Origin of the sequence: Tsukamurella sp. M9C, from assembly GCF_020169415.1 — a bacterium.
Classification (GTDB): Bacteria; Actinomycetota; Actinomycetes; order Mycobacteriales; family Mycobacteriaceae; genus Tsukamurella.
The window spans coordinates 1-16067 of the sequence record NZ_JAIULG010000074.1; the positions used below are offsets into that span (position 1 = coordinate 1).

The window sequence follows — 16067 nt, forward strand, 5'->3', positions numbered from 1 at the left end:
CGAGGAGGCCTGACGCCTCAGGCCGCCCCCGCTCCGCGCCTGTTGGCGCTGGCGGCCTGAGGCGTCAGGCCTCCTCGATCACCTCGTCGATCAGCCCGTAGTCGACGGCCGCCTCGGCGGTGAAGACGCGGTCGTGGTCGGTGTCGGCGCGCAGTTCCTCGGGCGTTCGCCTCGTGTGCCGGGCGAGCACCCGCTCCATCTGCGCGCGGACACGGATCACCTCGTCGGCCTGGAGGATGAGGTCCGGGATGGTGCCGCGGCCCTGCGCGGAGGGCTGGTGCAGGACCACCCGCGCGTGCGGCAGCGCCATCCTGTGCCCGGGGGCACCGCCCGCGAGGAGGACCGCCCCCACGGCGACCGCCTGCCCGACGCACGTGGTCGCCACCGTCGGGCGGATGTAGCGCATGGTGTCGTAGATCGCCAGCGCCGCACTGGGATCGCCGCCCTCGCAGTTGATGTACAGCTGGATCTCGCCGTCGCCGTCGGAGGCGAGGAACAGCAGCTGCGCGACGATCGCGTTCGCGACGCCCGCGTCGATCGCGGTGCCGAGGTAGACGACGCGCTCGGAGAGCAGGTGCGAGTAGACGTCGGTGATCCGTTCGCCGTTCGGGCGGCGGTCGATGACGTTGGGGATCGTGTAGGTGCTCATCGGGCGGCTCCCGTCAGGTCGAAGCCGGCCCGGCGCCGGCCCGGCACCACGGTGTCGAAGGACTCCACGATCTCGTCGATGAAGCCGTACTCGCGGGCCTGCTCGGCCGTGTACCAGCGGTCGTGCAACGAGTCCTCGAAGATCTGCTCCAGGGGCCGGCCGGTGTCGTCGGCGATCAGGCCGAGGACGGTGTCGCGGGTGTGCCGCAGGTCGCCTGCCTGCAGCTCGATGTCGACCGCGGTGCCGCCGATGCCCGCGGAGCCCTGGTGCATGAGGACGCGGGCGTGCGGCAGCGCGCGACGCTTGCCGGGCGTGCCGGCGGAGAGCAGGAACTGCCCGGCGCTGTACGCGATGCCGAGGACCAGCGTGGAGACGTCGCACGGCACGAGCCGCATCACGTCGCGGATCGCGAGCATCGACGGGACGGAGCCGCCCGGCGAGTGGATCCACAGCGCGATGTCGGCCGAGCTCGTGGACGCGAGCGAGAGGATCTGGGTGGCGAGCAGGGAGCCGTTGTCGTCGTCGAGCGGACCGTCGAGGACGACGACGCGGCGGTCGTAGAGCTCGCGGCGCACCCGTTCGGTGAAGTGCGGGATCTTGGGGTTTTCACTCATGCGCCCATCGTGGCGCCGATCCGCTCCCCTGGACAGACGAATCCGCCTGGGGCGGAACCGCTCACGGCAGCTCCGCTCCAGGCGGATCGGGTCGGTCGGGAGGTCAGCCCGCGGAGTACGCGGGCTCGCTGCGGAAGCGCGAGACGCGACCGTCGATGCCGAGGACGCGCCACAGCACCCGCGAGACGGGGTTCATCAGCTTCGTCTTCTCGGCCAGCAGTCGCACGTCGCCGAACACCTCGCGCTTGACCGCCTGCGACTCCGGGGAGCGCCAGTACATCTGCTTCCACTCGGAGCGCGGGATCTCGAAGCGCTTGCGGAACTCGCGCGGCGGCACCGCGATCGCGGTGAGCAGCGAGCGCATCACGAGCGGCAGCGCCAGCGAGAGCAGGAAGCGCGGGAAGGCGCCGCGGGTGGGGATGCGGTGCTCCAGCAGCTGGTGCGCGAAGGAGATGTGGCGCGCCTCCTCCGCCACGTGGATCTGCATGACCGCGGTCATCGTGGGGTGCTGCTCGATGCCCGAGCGCAGGAACTGCTTCTGCACGTGGTCGATCGGCTCCTCGCCGCCGAGCACGCCCATGTAGAAGATCATCGGGAAGGTCGTGGCCGCCAGCGGGATGATCGGCGACAGGCGGCGGAACCACAGCGGGCCGCCGGGCACGTCCATCCCGATCCGGTTGACGAACTCCTGGAACATCAGCGTGTGCTGGCACTCCTCCTTCGCCTCATGGGTGGCGTAGCGGAACTCCGGCGAGTTGTTCGGCTGCAGGGCCGTGTACTGCATGATGCCGCGGATCAGCACCGACTCGAACTGCAGGCCGACCTTGGCCACGTTCGCCTGGCGCCACATGCCCATCTCGATCTGCTTCGAGCGCGGCTGCGACTGGTACCACTCGGTGCGGCCGATCGGATCGAAGCGGGAATCGAGGATCCACCGCGGATCGTCCGGCGTGACCGCGAGCTCCGGCGAGTCCCAGTCGATGTCGACGTACGGATCGAAGTTGCGCTGGACGGAGGCCTCGGAGAGGTCCTGCAGGGTCTGCTCGTACTCCGCCTGCCCGGCGAACGGGCGGCCTCGGGTGCGCCCCATGTGGGTGATGTGCAGTGCCACGACGGACTCCTCCTGCTGGCTGACACAGTTCTGACGAAAATGTACCACGTTCGTGGACATTTCCTACCTGTCTGTATGAATGCCCTGGTCGCACCTGTAGGGTCGCCGGTGATCACCCGGGACACCGGGTCCCACGTGTTCGCTGTTGCTCGCCCAGACCGGAGGCCTCCATGACCACCATCCACCACACCGCATCGGCATCCGTCCCCCTGAGCACCGCGTTCGCCCACGTCGCGGACTACCGGACCGTGCCGCAGTGGTTCTTCGGCATCAGCAAGTTCGTGCCGCAGGGCGAGAAGGACTACGGCCTCGGCGCGACCTACGACTCGGCGGTGAAGATCGGCCCGAAGGAGATCGGCTCCGTCGTCGAGGTCACCGAGTTCGAGGAGGACCGCCTGATCACCCTGAAGTCCATCGCGGGCTTCAAGACCACGTCGCGCTGGACGTTCAGCGCCGTCGGCGACGCCGCCACCGAGCTCGCGGTCGAGTTCACCTACGAGCTGCCCGGCGGCCTGGCCGGCAAGGCCCTCGGCATGATCATCGAGCCCTTCGCCGTGCAGGCCGTGAAGGCCTCCGAGGCCGCGCTCCGCCGCGACCTCGAGGGCGCCCAGGTCTGACGGTCGACGCCCGCGGCGTCAGCGCACCGGCACCAGGTCGTCCGCGTGGACGACGGGGCGCCGCAGACCCTCCGGCAGGTCCGTGGTGTCGCGGCCGAGCATCATCTCGAGCTCGGTGTGGTCGTAGGCCGCCACCCCGCGGGCCCGGACGGTGCCCTGCAGGTCACGGAGGTTCACCACGTCGCCGCCGGAGAAGGTGCCGCTGACCGCGGTGACGCCGGCGGGGAGCAGCGAGCGGCGTCGGTCGACCACCGCGGCGACGGCACCGTCGTCCAGCGTGAGGTCGCCGTGCACGTCGGCCGCGTGCCGCACCCAGAACCGCCGCGCCGAGAGGCGCACGGCCCGGGGCCGGAAGACGGTGCCCACGTCGGCACCGTCGAGCGCCCGGTCGGCGAGCGCGGCAGCGGTGAGCAGCACGGGGACGCCGGCATCCGCCGCCAGGCGGGCCGCGGAGAGCTTCGAGGCCATGCCGCCGGTGCCGAGCGCGCCGCCGGAGCCCGCGACGACGCCGTCCAGGTCCTCGGGGCCGTCGACGGCCGCGATCAGCGAAGCGTCGCCCTTGCGCGGGTCACCGTCGTAGAGCCCGTCGACGTCCGACAGGAGGACGAGCGCGTCGGCGCCGGTGAGATGCGCGACGAGGGCCGCGAGCCGGTCGTTGTCGCCGAAGCGGACCTCGTTCGAGGCCACCACGTCGTTCTCGTTGATGATCGGCACGGCACCCAGCGTGCGCAGGCGGTCCAGAGTGCGCTGCGCGTTCGCGGCGTGCACCCGCAGGCCGATGTCGTGCGCGGTCAGCAGGACCAGGGAGACGATGCGGTCGTAGCGCCCGAACGAGGCGCCCCAGGCGTTGGCGAGCTGCAGCTGCCCCACGGACGCGACGGCCTGCTTGGTGGCCAGGTCGGTCGGCCTGCGCTTGAGGCCGAGCGGCGCCATGCCGGCGCCGATCGCGCCCGACGAGACCACGATGACCTCGGTGCCCCGGTCCAGTCGCGCGACGATGGCGTCGGTCAGCGCGTCCAGCCGGTCGGAGGCGAGGCCGTGCTCGAGGTCGGTCAGTGCGGAGCTGCCGATCTTCACGACCAGCTTGCGGGCGCCCGCGACCATGGCGCGCATGTCGCCGGCGAGGAGATCACCGGTCGCGGGCGCCGCCGTCATTCGTCGCCCTCGTCGTCGCTCGCGAGACCACGGCGCACGTCGTGCTGGTGGCGCCGCTCGGCCGCGCCCACGCGCTCGTTCTGCTCGAGGCGGATGTCGGTGCCGCGGCCGGTGACGGGCACGTCGTCGATGGTGCCCAGCGAGGGCTCCCAGTTGAAGCACACGTCGCCGATGGTGACGGGGCAGCCGGGCTCCGCGCCGAGCTTGAGCAGCTCCTTCTCGACGCCGAGCCGGTTGAGCCGGTCCGCGAGGAAGCCGACGGCCTCGTCGTTGTCGAACGGGGTCTGCTTGATCCACCGCTCCGGCCGCGGGCCGCGCACGATGAAGCCGCCCGGCTGATCCGGGTCGGAGATGACCTCGAAGCCGGACTCGTCGATCGCGATGGGCCGGATGACGGGGCGCCGCGCGACGGGGTTGCCGCGCTCCGCCCGGAACTTCTGCACCAGGTCGGCGAGGGCGAAGGTCAGTTCCCGCAGCCCGGTGTGGGCGACCGCGGAGATCACGAAGACGGGCCAGCCCCGCGCCTCGAACTCGGGGCGCACCATCTCGGCGAGCTCCTCGGCGTCGGGCACGTCGGCCTTGTTGAGCACCACGATGCGGGGTCGCTCGGACAGCTCGCCCAGGCCGGTGTCGGCGGCCAGCGCCGGCTGGTAGGCGGCCAGCTCGGCCTCCAGCGCGTCGACGTCGCTGACCGGGTCGCGGCCCGGTTCCAGGGTCGCGCAGTCCACGACGTGCGCGAGCACCGCGCAGCGCTCGAGGTGGCGCAGGAAGTCCAGGCCGAGGCCGCGGCCCGTCGAGGCGCCGGGGATGAGCCCGGGCACGTCGGCGATGGTGAAGGTGGTCTCCCCCGCCGAGACGACGCCGAGGTTGGGGGCGAGCGTGGTGAAGGGGTAGTCGGCGATCTTCGGCTTCGCGGCCGACAGCACCGAGACCAGCGAGGACTTGCCCGCGGACGGGAACCCGACGAGGCCCACGTCGGCCACGGACTTGAGCTCGAGCACCAGGTCGCGGGCCTGGCCCTCCTCGCCGAGCAGGGCGAAGCCGGGGGCCTTGCGGGCCTTGGACACGAGCGCGGCGTTGCCGCGGCCGCCGCGGCCGCCCTGCGCGGCGTCGAAGCGGGTGCCGGCGCCCACGAGGTCGGCCAGCATCTTCCCGTCCGTATCGAGCACGACGGTGCCGTCCGGCACCTTGAGCACGATGTCCTGCCCGGACTTGCCCTCGCGGTTGCCGCCCTCGCCGGGCTTGCCGTTGGTGGCCTTGAGGTGGGGGCGGAAGTGGAAGTCGAGCAGGGTGTGCACCTGCGGATCGACCTCGAGGACCACGGAGCCGCCGCGCCCGCCGTTGCCGCCGTCGGGGCCGCCGAGCGGCTTGAACTTCTCGCGGTGGATCGAGGCGCAGCCGTGGCCACCGTTACCGGCCGTGACGTGCACCGTCACCCGGTCGACGAACCTGGACATGGGAAACCTCTTTCTACCTGTGTGCCCTGCGCCGGTGGGCGCGGGGCGGAAAAGCCGAAGGCGGGCGGGTCACCTGATGGAGACCACACCCGCCTTCGAAAAGACTCGTACTGCCGCTGCGGGACTAGGCCTCCACAGCGACCGGCACGATGTTGACCGTCTTGCGGCCACGCTTCGTGCCGAACTCCACCGCACCCGCGGCGAGGGCGAACAGGGTGTCGTCGCCGCCACGGCCGACGAGGACGCCGGGGTGGAAGTGGGTGCCGCGCTGGCGGACCAGGATCTCGCCGGCGCTGACCTTCTGGCCACCGAACCGCTTGACGCCCAGTCGCTGGGCGTTGGAATCACGACCGTTGCGCGAGCTGGACGCGCCCTTCTTGTGTGCCATCTGGCTACTCCTGTACTAGGGGTGTTCGTTGTCTGGGTTCGCCGGTCAGGCGATTGCGGTCACCTTGACGACCGTCAGCTTCTGCCGGTGGCCCTGACGCTTGTGGTAGCCGGTCTTGTTCTTGAACTTGTGGATCCGGATCTTCGGGCCCTTGACCTGATCCACGACCTCGCCGGTCACGGAGATCTTCTCCAGCGCCGCGGCGTCGGTGGTGAGGTTGGCGCCGTCGACGACCAGAGCGACGGGCAGCTGAACGCTGCTGCCGACCTCACCGTCGATCTTCTCGACCTTCACCAGGTCGCCGACGGCGACCTTGTACTGCTTGCCGCCGGTCTTGACGATCGCATACGTGGCCATCTTCGGACTTACCTCTTCTTACACATCTCGTAGTTCAGCGCGCGCCAGGTGCGCGGCTCGTATCACGCGGGTACTCCGGAACACGCACGCACGAGCGCGCCGCCGGAAAAGCGACCTTCCCAGGTTACGGGAAGGCCGGCGACAGGGTCAAACCGGCTGGTCCGCCTTGTCGGCTCCGTCACTCCCGGCACCGCCGGCCGCGGGGCCGGCAGGGCGGGCGGCGGCCCGTCGGCGGGCCCGCTTGCGCGCGGGCTCCGCCACCGAGGCACCGGCACCGTCGGCCGCGGCGGCCGTGACCGCCGGTGCGTCGGGCGCGGGGGCCGCGATGTCGACGACGATCGTCTGCGGTGCCGCGGACGTGGTGGTGGGCGCCTTGCGCGCCACCCGCCGGCGCCGGGGCGCCGACGGTGCCGCCGCCTCGGTCTGCTGCGCCGGAGCGGTCTCGACCGGCGCCTCGGCGGCGGCCTGGGGCGCCTCCGCGACGGCCTCGACGACCTGCTCCACGACCGTCCGCTCGACGGTCGCGACCTCGGGTGCATCGGCGGCCGAAGTCTCGGCGACCTGCGCCGCGGCGACCTCGGTGCCGTCAGCGGGCGCCTCGTCGTCGTGGTGCGCGGCCATCGCCCGGAACATGGGGTGCTCGCCCTTGTGCACGGCGGGCTCCTTCGCGGGCGCCGGCGGGGCAGGCGGCGTCGACGGGGCCTGAGCGGCACCGTCGGACTTGGTGCGCTTGCGCTTCTTGCGACCCGAGCCCTCCGCCCTGTCGCCGGAGCGGCCGCCGTCCTCGCCGCCGCTCGACGACTCGACGGGCGCGTCGTGGACGATGATGCCCCGGCCCGAGCAGGCCTGGCACGGCGTGGAGAAGGCCTCGACGAGGCCGGTGCCGATCCGCTTGCGGGTCATCTGCACCAGGCCCAGCGAGGTGACCTCGGAGACCTGGTGGCGGGTGCGGTCGCGGCCGAGCGCCTCGGTGAGGCGGCGCAGCACGAGGTCGCGGTTGGACTCGAGGACCATGTCGATGAAGTCGACGACGATCATGCCGCCGATGTCGCGCAGGCGCATCTGCCGCACGATCTCCTCGGCCGCCTCGAGGTTGTTCCGGGTGACGGTCTCCTCGAGGTTGCCGCCGGCGCCGGTGAACTTGCCGGTGTTGACGTCGACGACGGTCATGGCCTCGGTGCGGTCGATGACCAGCGTGCCGCCCGACGGCAGCCAGACCTTGCGGTCCATCGCCTTGGCGAGCTGCTCGTCGATGCGGTAGGTCGCGAAGACGTCCGGCGCATCGGCGTGGGCCTTCTCGAACTTCTCGACGCGGGGCAGCAGGTCGGGCGCGACGGTGGAGACGTACTTCTCCACGGTGTCCCAGGCGCGGCCGCCCTCGATGACGAGCTTGCTGAAGTCCTCGTTGAACAGATCGCGCACGACCTTGACCAGCAGGTCGGGCTCCTCGTAGAGCGCCTTGACGCCCTTCTGCGAGGAGGCCTCCTCGATCTCGGCCCACTGGGCCTGCAGCCGCGCGACGTCGCCCGCGAGCTCCTCGGCGCTGACGCCCTCGGACGCGGTGCGGATGATCACGCCGGCATCGGCCGGGACGATCTCCTTGAGGATCTCCTTGAGGCGCTTGCGCTCGGTGTCGGGCAGCTTGCGCGAGATGCCCGCGGAACCGCCGCCGGGCACGTAGACCAGGAAGCGGCCCGCGAGGGAGATCTGCGTGGTGAGGCGGGCGCCCTTGTGACCCACCGGGTCCTTGGACACCTGCACCAGCACCTGATCGCCGGGCTTGAGGGCCTGCTCGATCTTGCGGGCGTTGCCGTCCAGGCCTGCGGCGTCCCAGTTGACCTCGCCGGCGTAGAGGACGCCGTTGCGGCCGCGGCCGATGTCGACGAAGGCGGCCTCCATCGAGGGCAGCACGTTCTGCACGCGGCCCAGGTAGATGTTGCCGACCATCGACGCCGAGCTCGACGACGTGACGAAGTGCTCCACCAGTACGCCGTCCTCGAGGACGGCGACCTGGGTGTAATCCTGCGGGTGCGGGACGGTGTGGCCGTCCTGGCCCTCCGACGGGCCGACGCCGGTGCGCTCGCGCACGACCATCACGCGGTCGACGGCCTCGCGACGGGCGAGGAACTCGGACTCGGTGAGGATCGGCGGGCGGCGGCGGACGGTGTCGCGGCCGTCGCGGCGGCGCTGGCGCTTGGCCTCGAGGCGGGTCGAGCCGCTGATGCCGCGCACCTCGTCGCGGCGCTGACGCTGCCGCGGCTCGCGCTCGTGCACGACGGTGTTGGGCGGGTCGTCGGACGGGGTCGCCTCCGCACCGTCCTCCCCCGTGCCGCGGCGGCGGCGACGGCGACGGCGGCGACGCGAGCCGCCGTCGGTCACGTCCTCGACGTCGTCCCCATCGGCATCGTCCGAGGCCTCGTCGGTCTTCTCGTCGTCGGCCTTCTCGGCCTCGGACTGGTCTGCGTCGGCCTTCGGTGCGTCGTCGCGGGCGGGCGTCTCGGCGGCCTGCTCGCCGCCGTCGGTCTCCTGGCCGTCCTGCTCGTCGGCGTTCTCCCCGCGGCCGCGGCCGCGGCCGCGGCGTCCACGGCGGCGGCGACGGTTGCCGGCGGCCTCGTCGTCGTTCTGCTCGGTCGACGCTGCCGCGTCGGTCGTGTCAGCCTCGGCCTCGGCGGCCTCGGGCTGCTCCGCCTCGGGGGTGGCGGTCGCCTGGGGCTTCTCAGGCGCGGTCGCGGGCTTCTCGGCCTCGGGCTCGTCGGCCTCGGAGGCCGGCGCGGCGTCCTTCTTGGCGGCGCGCGCCTTCCGCGGCGCCTGCTCGACCTGCTCGGGCTGCAGGAACAGCGGCACGTTCGCGTCGAAGGACGACGGGGCCTGCTCGACCACTGGCTCGGCGGCCGCGGCGGCGGAGAAGAGCGAGGGCGTGCTGCCCACCGCGGTCGCCTCCGGCGCGGCCTCCTCGGCGACGTCGGGCGTCACGGGGGTGTCGGCCTCCGCCGGCTCCGTGGCACCCGCGCCCTCGGCGATGCGATCGCGCACCCGCTCGGCGGCGCTGCGGTCGATGCTCGAGTGCGCGCTGCGCGCGACGAAGCCCAGCTCACCGAGGTGCGCGAGCACCTCCTTGCTGGTGAGGCCCAGCAGACGCGCCAGCGCGTGGACGCGCAGCTTCTGCGGGAACTCCTCCCGAGCTTCGTTGTTCTGTTCTTCCGGCGACGTGTTGTCGGCCACTCAATATCTCCTACCGACCCCCGGGCGCGATCACTGCTGGTCGCGGCCACGCGGGGGCGTGTCATGTGGTGCGGGCGAAGGAATTCTCCTACCGCCCCACGTTTGTCAAGGTCTGCACGTGTCTCGTGCGTGGCGCACGCTGGCTCGACGATCTGTGAGCCAGCCGGGCCGGTCGGTGCCGCGCGGTTGCGCGCGCCGACGTGCGTCCGACGTCAGTATCCCACACGCCACAGGCAGTGCGGAAAAGTATCGGGCCCGCGCCGCGCGATGTCGCGCGGGCGGGCCCGTGGGATCAGGGGTGTGGAACAGGTTCTGGCAGGTCAGGCGAGGCCGGGAAACCAGAGGGCGATCTCGCGCGCGGCGGACTCGGGCGAGTCGGAGCCGTGCACCAGGTTCTCCTGGGTCTCCAGGCCGAAATCGCCGCGGATGGTGCCGGGCACGGCCTTCTCGACCGGGTCGGTGCCGCCGGCGAGCTGGCGGAACGCGGCGATCGCGCGCGGGCCCTCCAGCACCGCGGCCACGACGGGCCCGGAGGTGATGAAGTCGAGCAGGGAGCCGAAGAAGGGCTTCTCCTTGTGCTCGGCGTAGTGGCCCTCGGCCACCTCGATGGAGACGTGCTTGAGCTCGAGGGCCGCGATGGTGAGGCCCTTCCGCTCGATACGCGCCAGGATCTCCCCGGAGAGGCCGCGCCGCACGCCGTCGGGCTTGATGAGAATCAGAGTCCGCTCAGTCACGGCAACAGCGTAACGGGCCTCACTCGGCGATCGGTTCCTGCCCCGGCAGGCGGCCCTGCTCCATGCGCTGCTTCACGTCGCGCTCGATGAAGGCGATGTAGGCCCAGACGATGCCGAAGACGATGCCCACGGCGCCGATCCCCCAGTGCACGACGAAGCCGGCGATGACGGCGACCTGCAGCGCGAGGAAGGCGGGGACGGCCCACGGCTTCTTGACGACCATGCAGCCGGCGAACATCAGCGCCGCGAGGATCAGGACGTACGCGATCTTGAGCCAGGACAGGCCGGGCGAGAGGCGGACCACCACGGGCAGGGCCAGCAGGATCACGATCATCTCGAGGATCAGGGTGCCGGAGAGGATGCCGCGGAAGCTCTTCCACGGGTCCTTCGGAGGCGGGGTGAACCGCTGGGGCTCGGTCACTGGGGCTCCTTTCCGAACAGCGAGCGCGCGGCGCCGGCGGTGACCACGGAGCCGGTGATGAGGACGCCGACGCCGGAGGCGGGCCCGTCCTCGTCGTCGGACTCCTGGTCGGCGAGGGCGACGGCGGTCTCCACCGCGTCGACCATGGTGGGCGAGGTGACCACGCGGTCCTCGCCGAAGATCTCCTCCGCGATGGCCTCCAGTCGCTCGACCTCGAGTGCGCGGGGCGAGCCGTTGTGGGTGACGACGACGGTGTCGAGCACGGGTTCGAGCGCCGTCAGCACGCCCACGGCGTCCTTGTCGGCGAGCACGGAGACGACGCCGATCAGGGTGCGGAAACCGAACTCGGTCTCGATGGTCCGGGCGAGGGCCTGCGCGCCGTGCGGGTTGTGCGCGGCGTCGATGAGCACCGTCGGGGCACTGCGGACCCGCTCGAGGCGGCCGGGCGAGGCGGACTTCGCGAAGCCCTCCCGCACCGTGTCGATGTCGAGCTGCTGGTCGGCGCCGGCGCCGAAGAAGGCCTCGACGGCGGCGAGGGCGACCGCCGCGTTGTTTGCCTGGTGCTCGCCGTGGAGCGGCAGGAAGACGTCGTCGTAGATTCCGCCGAGCCCCTGGAGGGTGAGCTGCTGCCCCCCGACGGCGACGCGGCGTTCGACGACCGCGAACTCCGAGCCCTCGCGCGCGACGGCCGCGTCGGCCTCGACGGCCTTGCGCAGCAGCACGTCCATCGCCTCGGGCTCCTGCTTGCCCACGATCACCACGGTGTCCTTAGGGATCAGCCGCTCCGGCGCGCGCTTGACGATGCCGGCCTTCTCCCCCGCGATCGACGCGAGATCGGGGCCGAGGATCTCGACGTGGTCGAGTCCGATCGGGGTGATGACGGCGACCTCGGCGGTCACCACGTTGGTCGCGTCCCAGGTGCCGCCGAGCCCGACCTCGACGACGGCCACGTCGACGGGAGCCTCGGCGAAGGCGGCGAAGGCCATCGCGGTGAGCACCTCGAACTTGCTCATCCGCGGGCCGTCCGCGGCCTCGGACTGCGCGTCGACGAGCTCGATGAAGGGCTCGAGCTCGCGGTAGGTCTCCACGTACTGCCTCGCGGTGAGCGGCGCACCGTCGATCGCGATCCGCTCGGTCGCGAGCTGCAGGTGGGGGCTGGTGATCCGGCCCGTGCGACGGGAGAAGGCCAGCAGCAGCGAGTCGATCATCCGCGTGGTCGACGACTTGCCGTTGGTCCCGGCGACCTGGATCGACGGGTACGCGTCCTGCGGCGAGCCGAGGAGCTGCATCAGCGCGGAGATCCGGGCGAGCGAGGGCTCGATCTTCGTCTCCGGCCAGCGCTGATCCAGCTCGGCCTCGACCTGGGCGAGTTCGGCGAGGTCGTCGGGGTCGGCCGCGAAGGCGGGCACCGTCACGCGGCGCCCCCGCCCAGCTGCGCGATCCGGGCGGTGAGGCGCTCGACCTCCTCCTGTGCGACCGACTGGCGGCCGCGGATCTTGTCGACGACGGCGTCGGGCGCCTTCGCGAGGAAGGCCTCGTTGCCCAGCTTGGCCGACGTGCCGTCGAGCTCCTTCTGCGCGGCCTTGAGGTCCTTCTCGAGGCGGGCCCGCTCGGCCCCCAGGTCGACGGTGCCGGAGGTGTCCAGCTCGACGGTCACCGTGCCGCCCACGAGCCGGACCTCGAGCGAGGCGGTGGCGGCGAAGCCGTCCTCCGGCAGGGTGAGGCGGCACAGGTTCGCGGCGGCGGCCGCGAGGGAGGTCAGGCCCGCCTCGTCGAGGCCGGTGAGCCGCGCGGAGACCCGCTGGCCGGGCTTGAGCAGCTGGTCGCTGCGGAACCGGCGGATCTCGGTGACCAGGCGCTGCAGGTCGGCGAAGCGGCGGGCGGACTCCACGCCGTCGGCGGGGATCTCGGCCGGGGCCCAGTCGCGCGACGGCCAGTCCGCGATGACCAGCGAGGTTCCGCCGGTGAGGGCCTTCCACAGCACCTCGGTGACGAAGGGCATCGTCGGATGCAGCATGCGCAGGACGACGTCGAGGGCCTTGCCGAGCACGAGGCGGGTGTTGTCGGCGACCGCCGCGTCCTCGCCCTGCAGCTGCAGCTTGGAGACCTCGAGGTACCAGTCGCACAGCTCGTCCCAGGCGAAGTGGTAGAGCGCCTCGCAGGCCTTGCCCAGCTCGTTGGCGTCGAAGGCCGCGTCGGCCTCGGCCTGGACGGCGGCGAGGCGGTCCAGGATCCAGCGATCGGCGTCGGTGAGGGCGGCGCGGTCCGGCAGCTCGCCGACGCGGGCGTCGTTCATCAGGGCCAACTTGGTGGCGTTGAACAGCTTGGTGGCGAACTTCCGGCTGCTCGCGGCCGCGTCGGCGCCCACGTTGAGGTCGGCACCGGGGATCGTGCCGCGGGCCAGGGTGAAGCGCAGCGCGTCGGCCCCGTACTCCTCGACCCAGTCGAGGGGGTCGATGCCGTTGCCCTTCGACTTCGACATCTTGCGGCCGAACTCGTCGCGCACCAGGCCGTGCAGCAGGACCTCGTGGAAGGGCACCTTGCCGGGGGCGTTCGGCTCCTCGCCGAGGAAGGTGCCGAACATCATCATCCGGGCGACCCAGAAGAAGATGATGTCGTAGCCCGTGACCAGCGTGGACGTGGGGTAGAACTTGTCCAGGTCGGCGGTCTGCTCGGGCCAACCCATCGTCGAGAACGGGAACAGACCGGAGCTGAACCACGTGTCGAGGACGTCGGGGTCCTGCTCGTAGCCGGCGGGCGGCACGTCGTCCGGGCCGCAGCAGACCACGTCGCGGTTGCCCTCGGCGTCGGCGGGGCCGTACCAGACGGGGATGCGATGGCCCCACCACAGCTGGCGGGAGATGTTCCAGTCGTGCATCTCGTCGACCCAGTCGAAGAACCGCGGCGCGAGGGACTCGGGGACGATGGTGGTGTCGCCGTTGCGGACCGCGTCGCCCGCGGCCTTGGACAGGCGGTCGACCTTGACCCACCACTGCATCGAAAGCCGCGGCTCGATCGGCTCGCCGGAGCGCTCGCTGTGGCCGACGCTGTGCCGGTAGGGGCGCACCTCCTTGACGATGCGGCCCTGCTCGGCGAGCGCCTCGCGGATCGCCTTGCGGGCGGCGAAGCGGTCCAGTCCGTCGAACTGCGTTCCGGTGCCGACGATGTGGGCGGTCTCGTCCATGATCGTGGGCATCGGCAGGTCGTGGCGCTGGCCGAGCGCGAAGTCGTTCGGGTCGTGCGCGGGGGTGATCTTCACGGCGCCGGAACCGAACTCGGGGTCGACGTAGTCGTCGGCGACGATCGGGATCCGGCGGTCGAGGAAGGGGTGCTCGAGGGTGGTGCCGAGGAGGGCGCGGTAGCGCTCGTCCTCGGGATGGACGGCGATCGCGGTGTCGCCGAGCATCGTCTCCAGGCGCGTGGTGGCGCAGACGATGTGGGGCTCGTCGTCGTTCAGCGAGCCGTAGCGGAAGGAGACGAGCTCGCCGTCGACCTCCTTGTGGTCGACCTCGAGGTCGGAGATGCCGGTCTGCAGCACGGGCGACCAGTTGACCAGGCGCTCGGCGCGGTAGATCAGGCCCGCGTCGAAGAGCTGCTTGAAGATGGTCTGCACCGCGCGGGAGAGGCCCTCGTCCATGGTGAACCGCTCGCGGGACCAATCGACGCCGACGCCGATCCGGCGCATCTGGCCGGTGATGTTGCCGTGGCTGGCCTCCTTGAACGCCCACGCGCGCTCGAGGAACTTCTCGCGGCCGATCTCGCGGCGGGCGGTGCCCTCGGCGGCGAGCTGCTTCTCCACGAGCGACTGGGTGGCGATACCGGCGTGATCGGTGCCGGGGAGCCACAGCACCTCGTAGCCCTGCATCCGCTTGCGGCGGCACAGCGCATCGGTGATGGTCTGGTCGAGCGCGTGGCCCAGGTGCAGGCTGCCGGTCACGTTCGGGGGCGGCAGGACCACGGAGAACGCGGGCTTCGGCGAGGTGTTGTCGGCCGTGAAGTACCCCGCGTCGACCCAGCCGCGGTAGATGTCCGCCTCTACCGCACCGGGCTCCCAGGCGGCGGGAAGTCGGTCTGCGGCGATGCCCGGATCGGCCGGGGCGGCGTTCTGCGGCTCAGTAGTCACAGCACGATTCTAGTCAGCGGGTGCGAGCGCTTTCCGTGGGGCGTTTACGACGGTGCGCGGCTCACGCCACGTCGCTCGACGACGCCGCCCACGTGTTGCACTGCGCCAGCCGGTTGCTCTGATATCCGGAGTTCCACCACGCCTGGTAGTGCACCGAGCTTCCGTGGTCGCGCGGGTTGCCCGGCTTGTCGCCGCGCTCCTGGTCCTCGTAGACGGTGCGGAAGTCGGCGCTGGTGAACTGACCGCCGGTATCGCTCACCGATTTCACGAACAGTCCGCTGAAGCACTGTGCCTGCAGCTCGAGGCGACGAGAGGATTCCAGCCCGGTCTCGGAGGTCCGCCCGTCCTGCCGTTCCACACGCACCTGAGCCGGCAGGATGCCGCTGATCATCTGGACGTGGTGGCCGTACTCGTGCGCGAAGACGGCGAGGTAGATCACCGGCTGGTTGCCGTAGTGGCTCACGCCGAGCCCCGTCAGCGGCATGTACAGGGTCTCGTTGCTCGAGCAGTAGAACGCCGCGACGTCCTCCGTGGAGAGGTCGGTCGTGCCGCACGGCGAACTGATCTGCGATCCGGTGGGCACCACCACCGCGGGAGTGCGGTAGCTGAGGCCGGCGGCGGTCATCGCCGCGCTCCACGCCCGGTCGAGACAGGGCGCGAGGCTGTCGAAGAAGCGTTTGCCCGTTGCGCTGTTGGAGGGCCAGCCGACGGCGGTGCACGGCTGTGTGACCAGGCCGGCCGAGCTGCCCCCGTACAGCGGATTGCCCTGCAGCGCCGCCGTCCCCGTGGGCGTGGCGCCGGCCGTCGGGACGGCGCTGCGCGAGGGGGTCGACATGGTCGACGTGGTCGGTTCGGTGGTGGTCGCCTCCGCGGTGGTCGGGACCTCGACGGTCGTGCTCGTCGTGGCCGGTCCCGCCTCGGTGCTGGTGCTCCCGACGACGGCGACCGCGGTGCCGAGGACGAGAGCGATCAGCGCCACGAGCGCGATCACCAGCACCGCGATCCACGGGCCGGCCCCTCCCGACGCCGGTGGGCGCGGCGCCCAGGCGGGCTGCGGGTAGGAGGGCCGCGGATACGGGGAGACCCGGCCCCCGTACGGCGCGGGCGCGGGCATGGACCACTGGCCGTACGGCACGCCCCGGGGCGGCGCGGCGGGGCCCGGGCGCGGCGGCACGGGCCGGTACTGCGGAGGCGCCTGGGTCGCCGCCGGCCCGTACGT

Annotated in this window: 14 protein-coding genes; 1 reads left to right on the forward strand and 13 read right to left on the reverse strand. The window is 71.7% G+C overall.

Annotated features, from left to right (window positions below):
• Positions 1 to 64 precede the first annotated feature (64 nt).
• The 3 genes from LB823_RS22615 to LB823_RS22625 form a co-directional block, all read right to left on the reverse strand.
• Positions 65 to 649, reverse strand: coding sequence for a ClpP family protease (locus LB823_RS22615; protein WP_224651857.1), 585 nt, complete (start codon positions 647 to 649; stop codon positions 65 to 67).
• On the reverse strand, positions 646 to 1263 hold the full coding sequence (locus LB823_RS22620) for a ClpP family protease (protein ID WP_224651858.1): 618 nt from the start codon (positions 1261 to 1263) through the stop codon (positions 646 to 648). The genes LB823_RS22615 and LB823_RS22620 overlap by 4 nt, the downstream gene beginning before the upstream one ends.
• A 103-nt stretch (positions 1264 to 1366) precedes the next feature.
• Positions 1367 to 2353 carry a diiron oxygenase gene (locus LB823_RS22625; protein ID WP_224651875.1) on the reverse strand — a complete coding sequence of 329 codons (987 nt, stop codon included), beginning with the start codon at positions 2351 to 2353 and terminating at the stop codon, positions 1367 to 1369.
• A gap of 191 nt (positions 2354 to 2544) precedes the next feature.
• Here LB823_RS22625 and LB823_RS22630 point away from each other — a divergent pair, with 191 nt between their 5' ends.
• The gene (locus tag LB823_RS22630) at positions 2545 to 2991 is read left to right on the forward strand and encodes an SRPBCC family protein (RefSeq protein ID WP_224651859.1); all 447 of its coding nucleotides are present in this window, start codon (positions 2545 to 2547) and stop codon (positions 2989 to 2991) included.
• A gap of 18 nt (positions 2992 to 3009) precedes the next feature.
• Here the strand turns inward: LB823_RS22630 and proB are convergent, their stop codons facing one another.
• From proB to LB823_RS22680, 10 genes are all read right to left on the reverse strand, one after another.
• The gene (proB, locus tag LB823_RS22635) at positions 3010 to 4146 is read right to left on the reverse strand and encodes a glutamate 5-kinase (RefSeq protein WP_224651860.1); all 1137 of its coding nucleotides are present in this window, start codon (positions 4144 to 4146) and stop codon (positions 3010 to 3012) included.
• On the reverse strand, positions 4143 to 5603 hold the full coding sequence (gene obgE / locus LB823_RS22640) for a GTPase ObgE (protein ID WP_224651861.1): 1461 nt from the start codon (positions 5601 to 5603) through the stop codon (positions 4143 to 4145). The genes proB and obgE overlap by 4 nt, the downstream gene beginning before the upstream one ends.
• 124 nt (positions 5604 to 5727) lie before the next feature.
• Positions 5728 to 5991: a 50S ribosomal protein L27 gene (rpmA, locus tag LB823_RS22645; RefSeq protein WP_224651862.1), complete on the reverse strand. Its 264-nt coding sequence runs from the start codon at positions 5989 to 5991 to the stop codon at positions 5728 to 5730.
• A 45-nt stretch (positions 5992 to 6036) separates the two neighbouring features.
• Entirely contained in the window at positions 6037 to 6348 is a 312-nt protein-coding gene (rplU, locus tag LB823_RS22650; RefSeq protein ID WP_224651863.1) for a 50S ribosomal protein L21, read from the reverse strand.
• Positions 6349 to 6495: 147 nt separating this feature from the next.
• Positions 6496 to 9570 carry a translation initiation factor IF-2 N-terminal domain-containing protein gene (locus LB823_RS22655; protein WP_224651864.1) on the reverse strand — a complete coding sequence of 1025 codons (3075 nt, stop codon included), beginning with the start codon at positions 9568 to 9570 and terminating at the stop codon, positions 6496 to 6498.
• Between the two features lie 320 nt (positions 9571 to 9890).
• Entirely contained in the window at positions 9891 to 10304 is a 414-nt protein-coding gene (gene ndk, locus LB823_RS22660) for a nucleoside-diphosphate kinase (RefSeq protein ID WP_224651865.1), read from the reverse strand.
• A 19-nt stretch (positions 10305 to 10323) separates the two neighbouring features.
• Positions 10324 to 10725, reverse strand: coding sequence for a DUF4233 domain-containing protein (locus LB823_RS22665; protein ID WP_224651866.1), 402 nt, complete (start codon positions 10723 to 10725; stop codon positions 10324 to 10326).
• On the reverse strand, positions 10722 to 12140 hold the full coding sequence (locus LB823_RS22670; RefSeq protein WP_224651868.1) for a folylpolyglutamate synthase/dihydrofolate synthase family protein: 1419 nt from the start codon (positions 12138 to 12140) through the stop codon (positions 10722 to 10724). Before LB823_RS22670 ends, LB823_RS22665 begins: the two co-directional genes overlap by 4 nt.
• Positions 12137 to 14848, reverse strand: coding sequence for a valine--tRNA ligase (locus tag LB823_RS22675; RefSeq protein ID WP_224651870.1), 2712 nt, complete (start codon positions 14846 to 14848; stop codon positions 12137 to 12139). The genes LB823_RS22670 and LB823_RS22675 overlap by 4 nt, the downstream gene beginning before the upstream one ends.
• Positions 14849 to 14909: 61 nt before the next feature.
• On the reverse strand, positions 14910 to 16067 hold a 1158-nt coding region (locus tag LB823_RS22680; protein ID WP_224651873.1), incomplete at its 5' end, for a neutral zinc metallopeptidase.

Coding starts and splice junctions, on each gene's coding strand:
- LB823_RS22615 (WP_224651857.1), bottom strand. CDS start 649: ATGAGCACCTACACGATCCCCAACGTCATCGACCGCCGCCCGAACGGC.
- LB823_RS22620 (WP_224651858.1), bottom strand. CDS start 1,263: ATGAGTGAAAACCCCAAGATCCCGCACTTCACCGAACGGGTGCGCCGC.
- LB823_RS22625 (WP_224651875.1), bottom strand. CDS start 2,353: ATGGGGCGCACCCGAGGCCGCCCGTTCGCCGGGCAGGCGGAGTACGAG.
- LB823_RS22630 (WP_224651859.1), top strand. CDS start 2,545: ATGACCACCATCCACCACACCGCATCGGCATCCGTCCCCCTGAGCACC.
- proB (WP_224651860.1), bottom strand. CDS start 4,146: ATGACGGCGGCGCCCGCGACCGGTGATCTCCTCGCCGGCGACATGCGC.
- obgE (WP_224651861.1), bottom strand. CDS start 5,603: ATGTCCAGGTTCGTCGACCGGGTGACGGTGCACGTCACGGCCGGTAAC.
- rpmA (WP_224651862.1), bottom strand. CDS start 5,991: ATGGCACACAAGAAGGGCGCGTCCAGCTCGCGCAACGGTCGTGATTCC.
- rplU (WP_224651863.1), bottom strand. CDS start 6,348: ATGGCCACGTATGCGATCGTCAAGACCGGCGGCAAGCAGTACAAGGTC.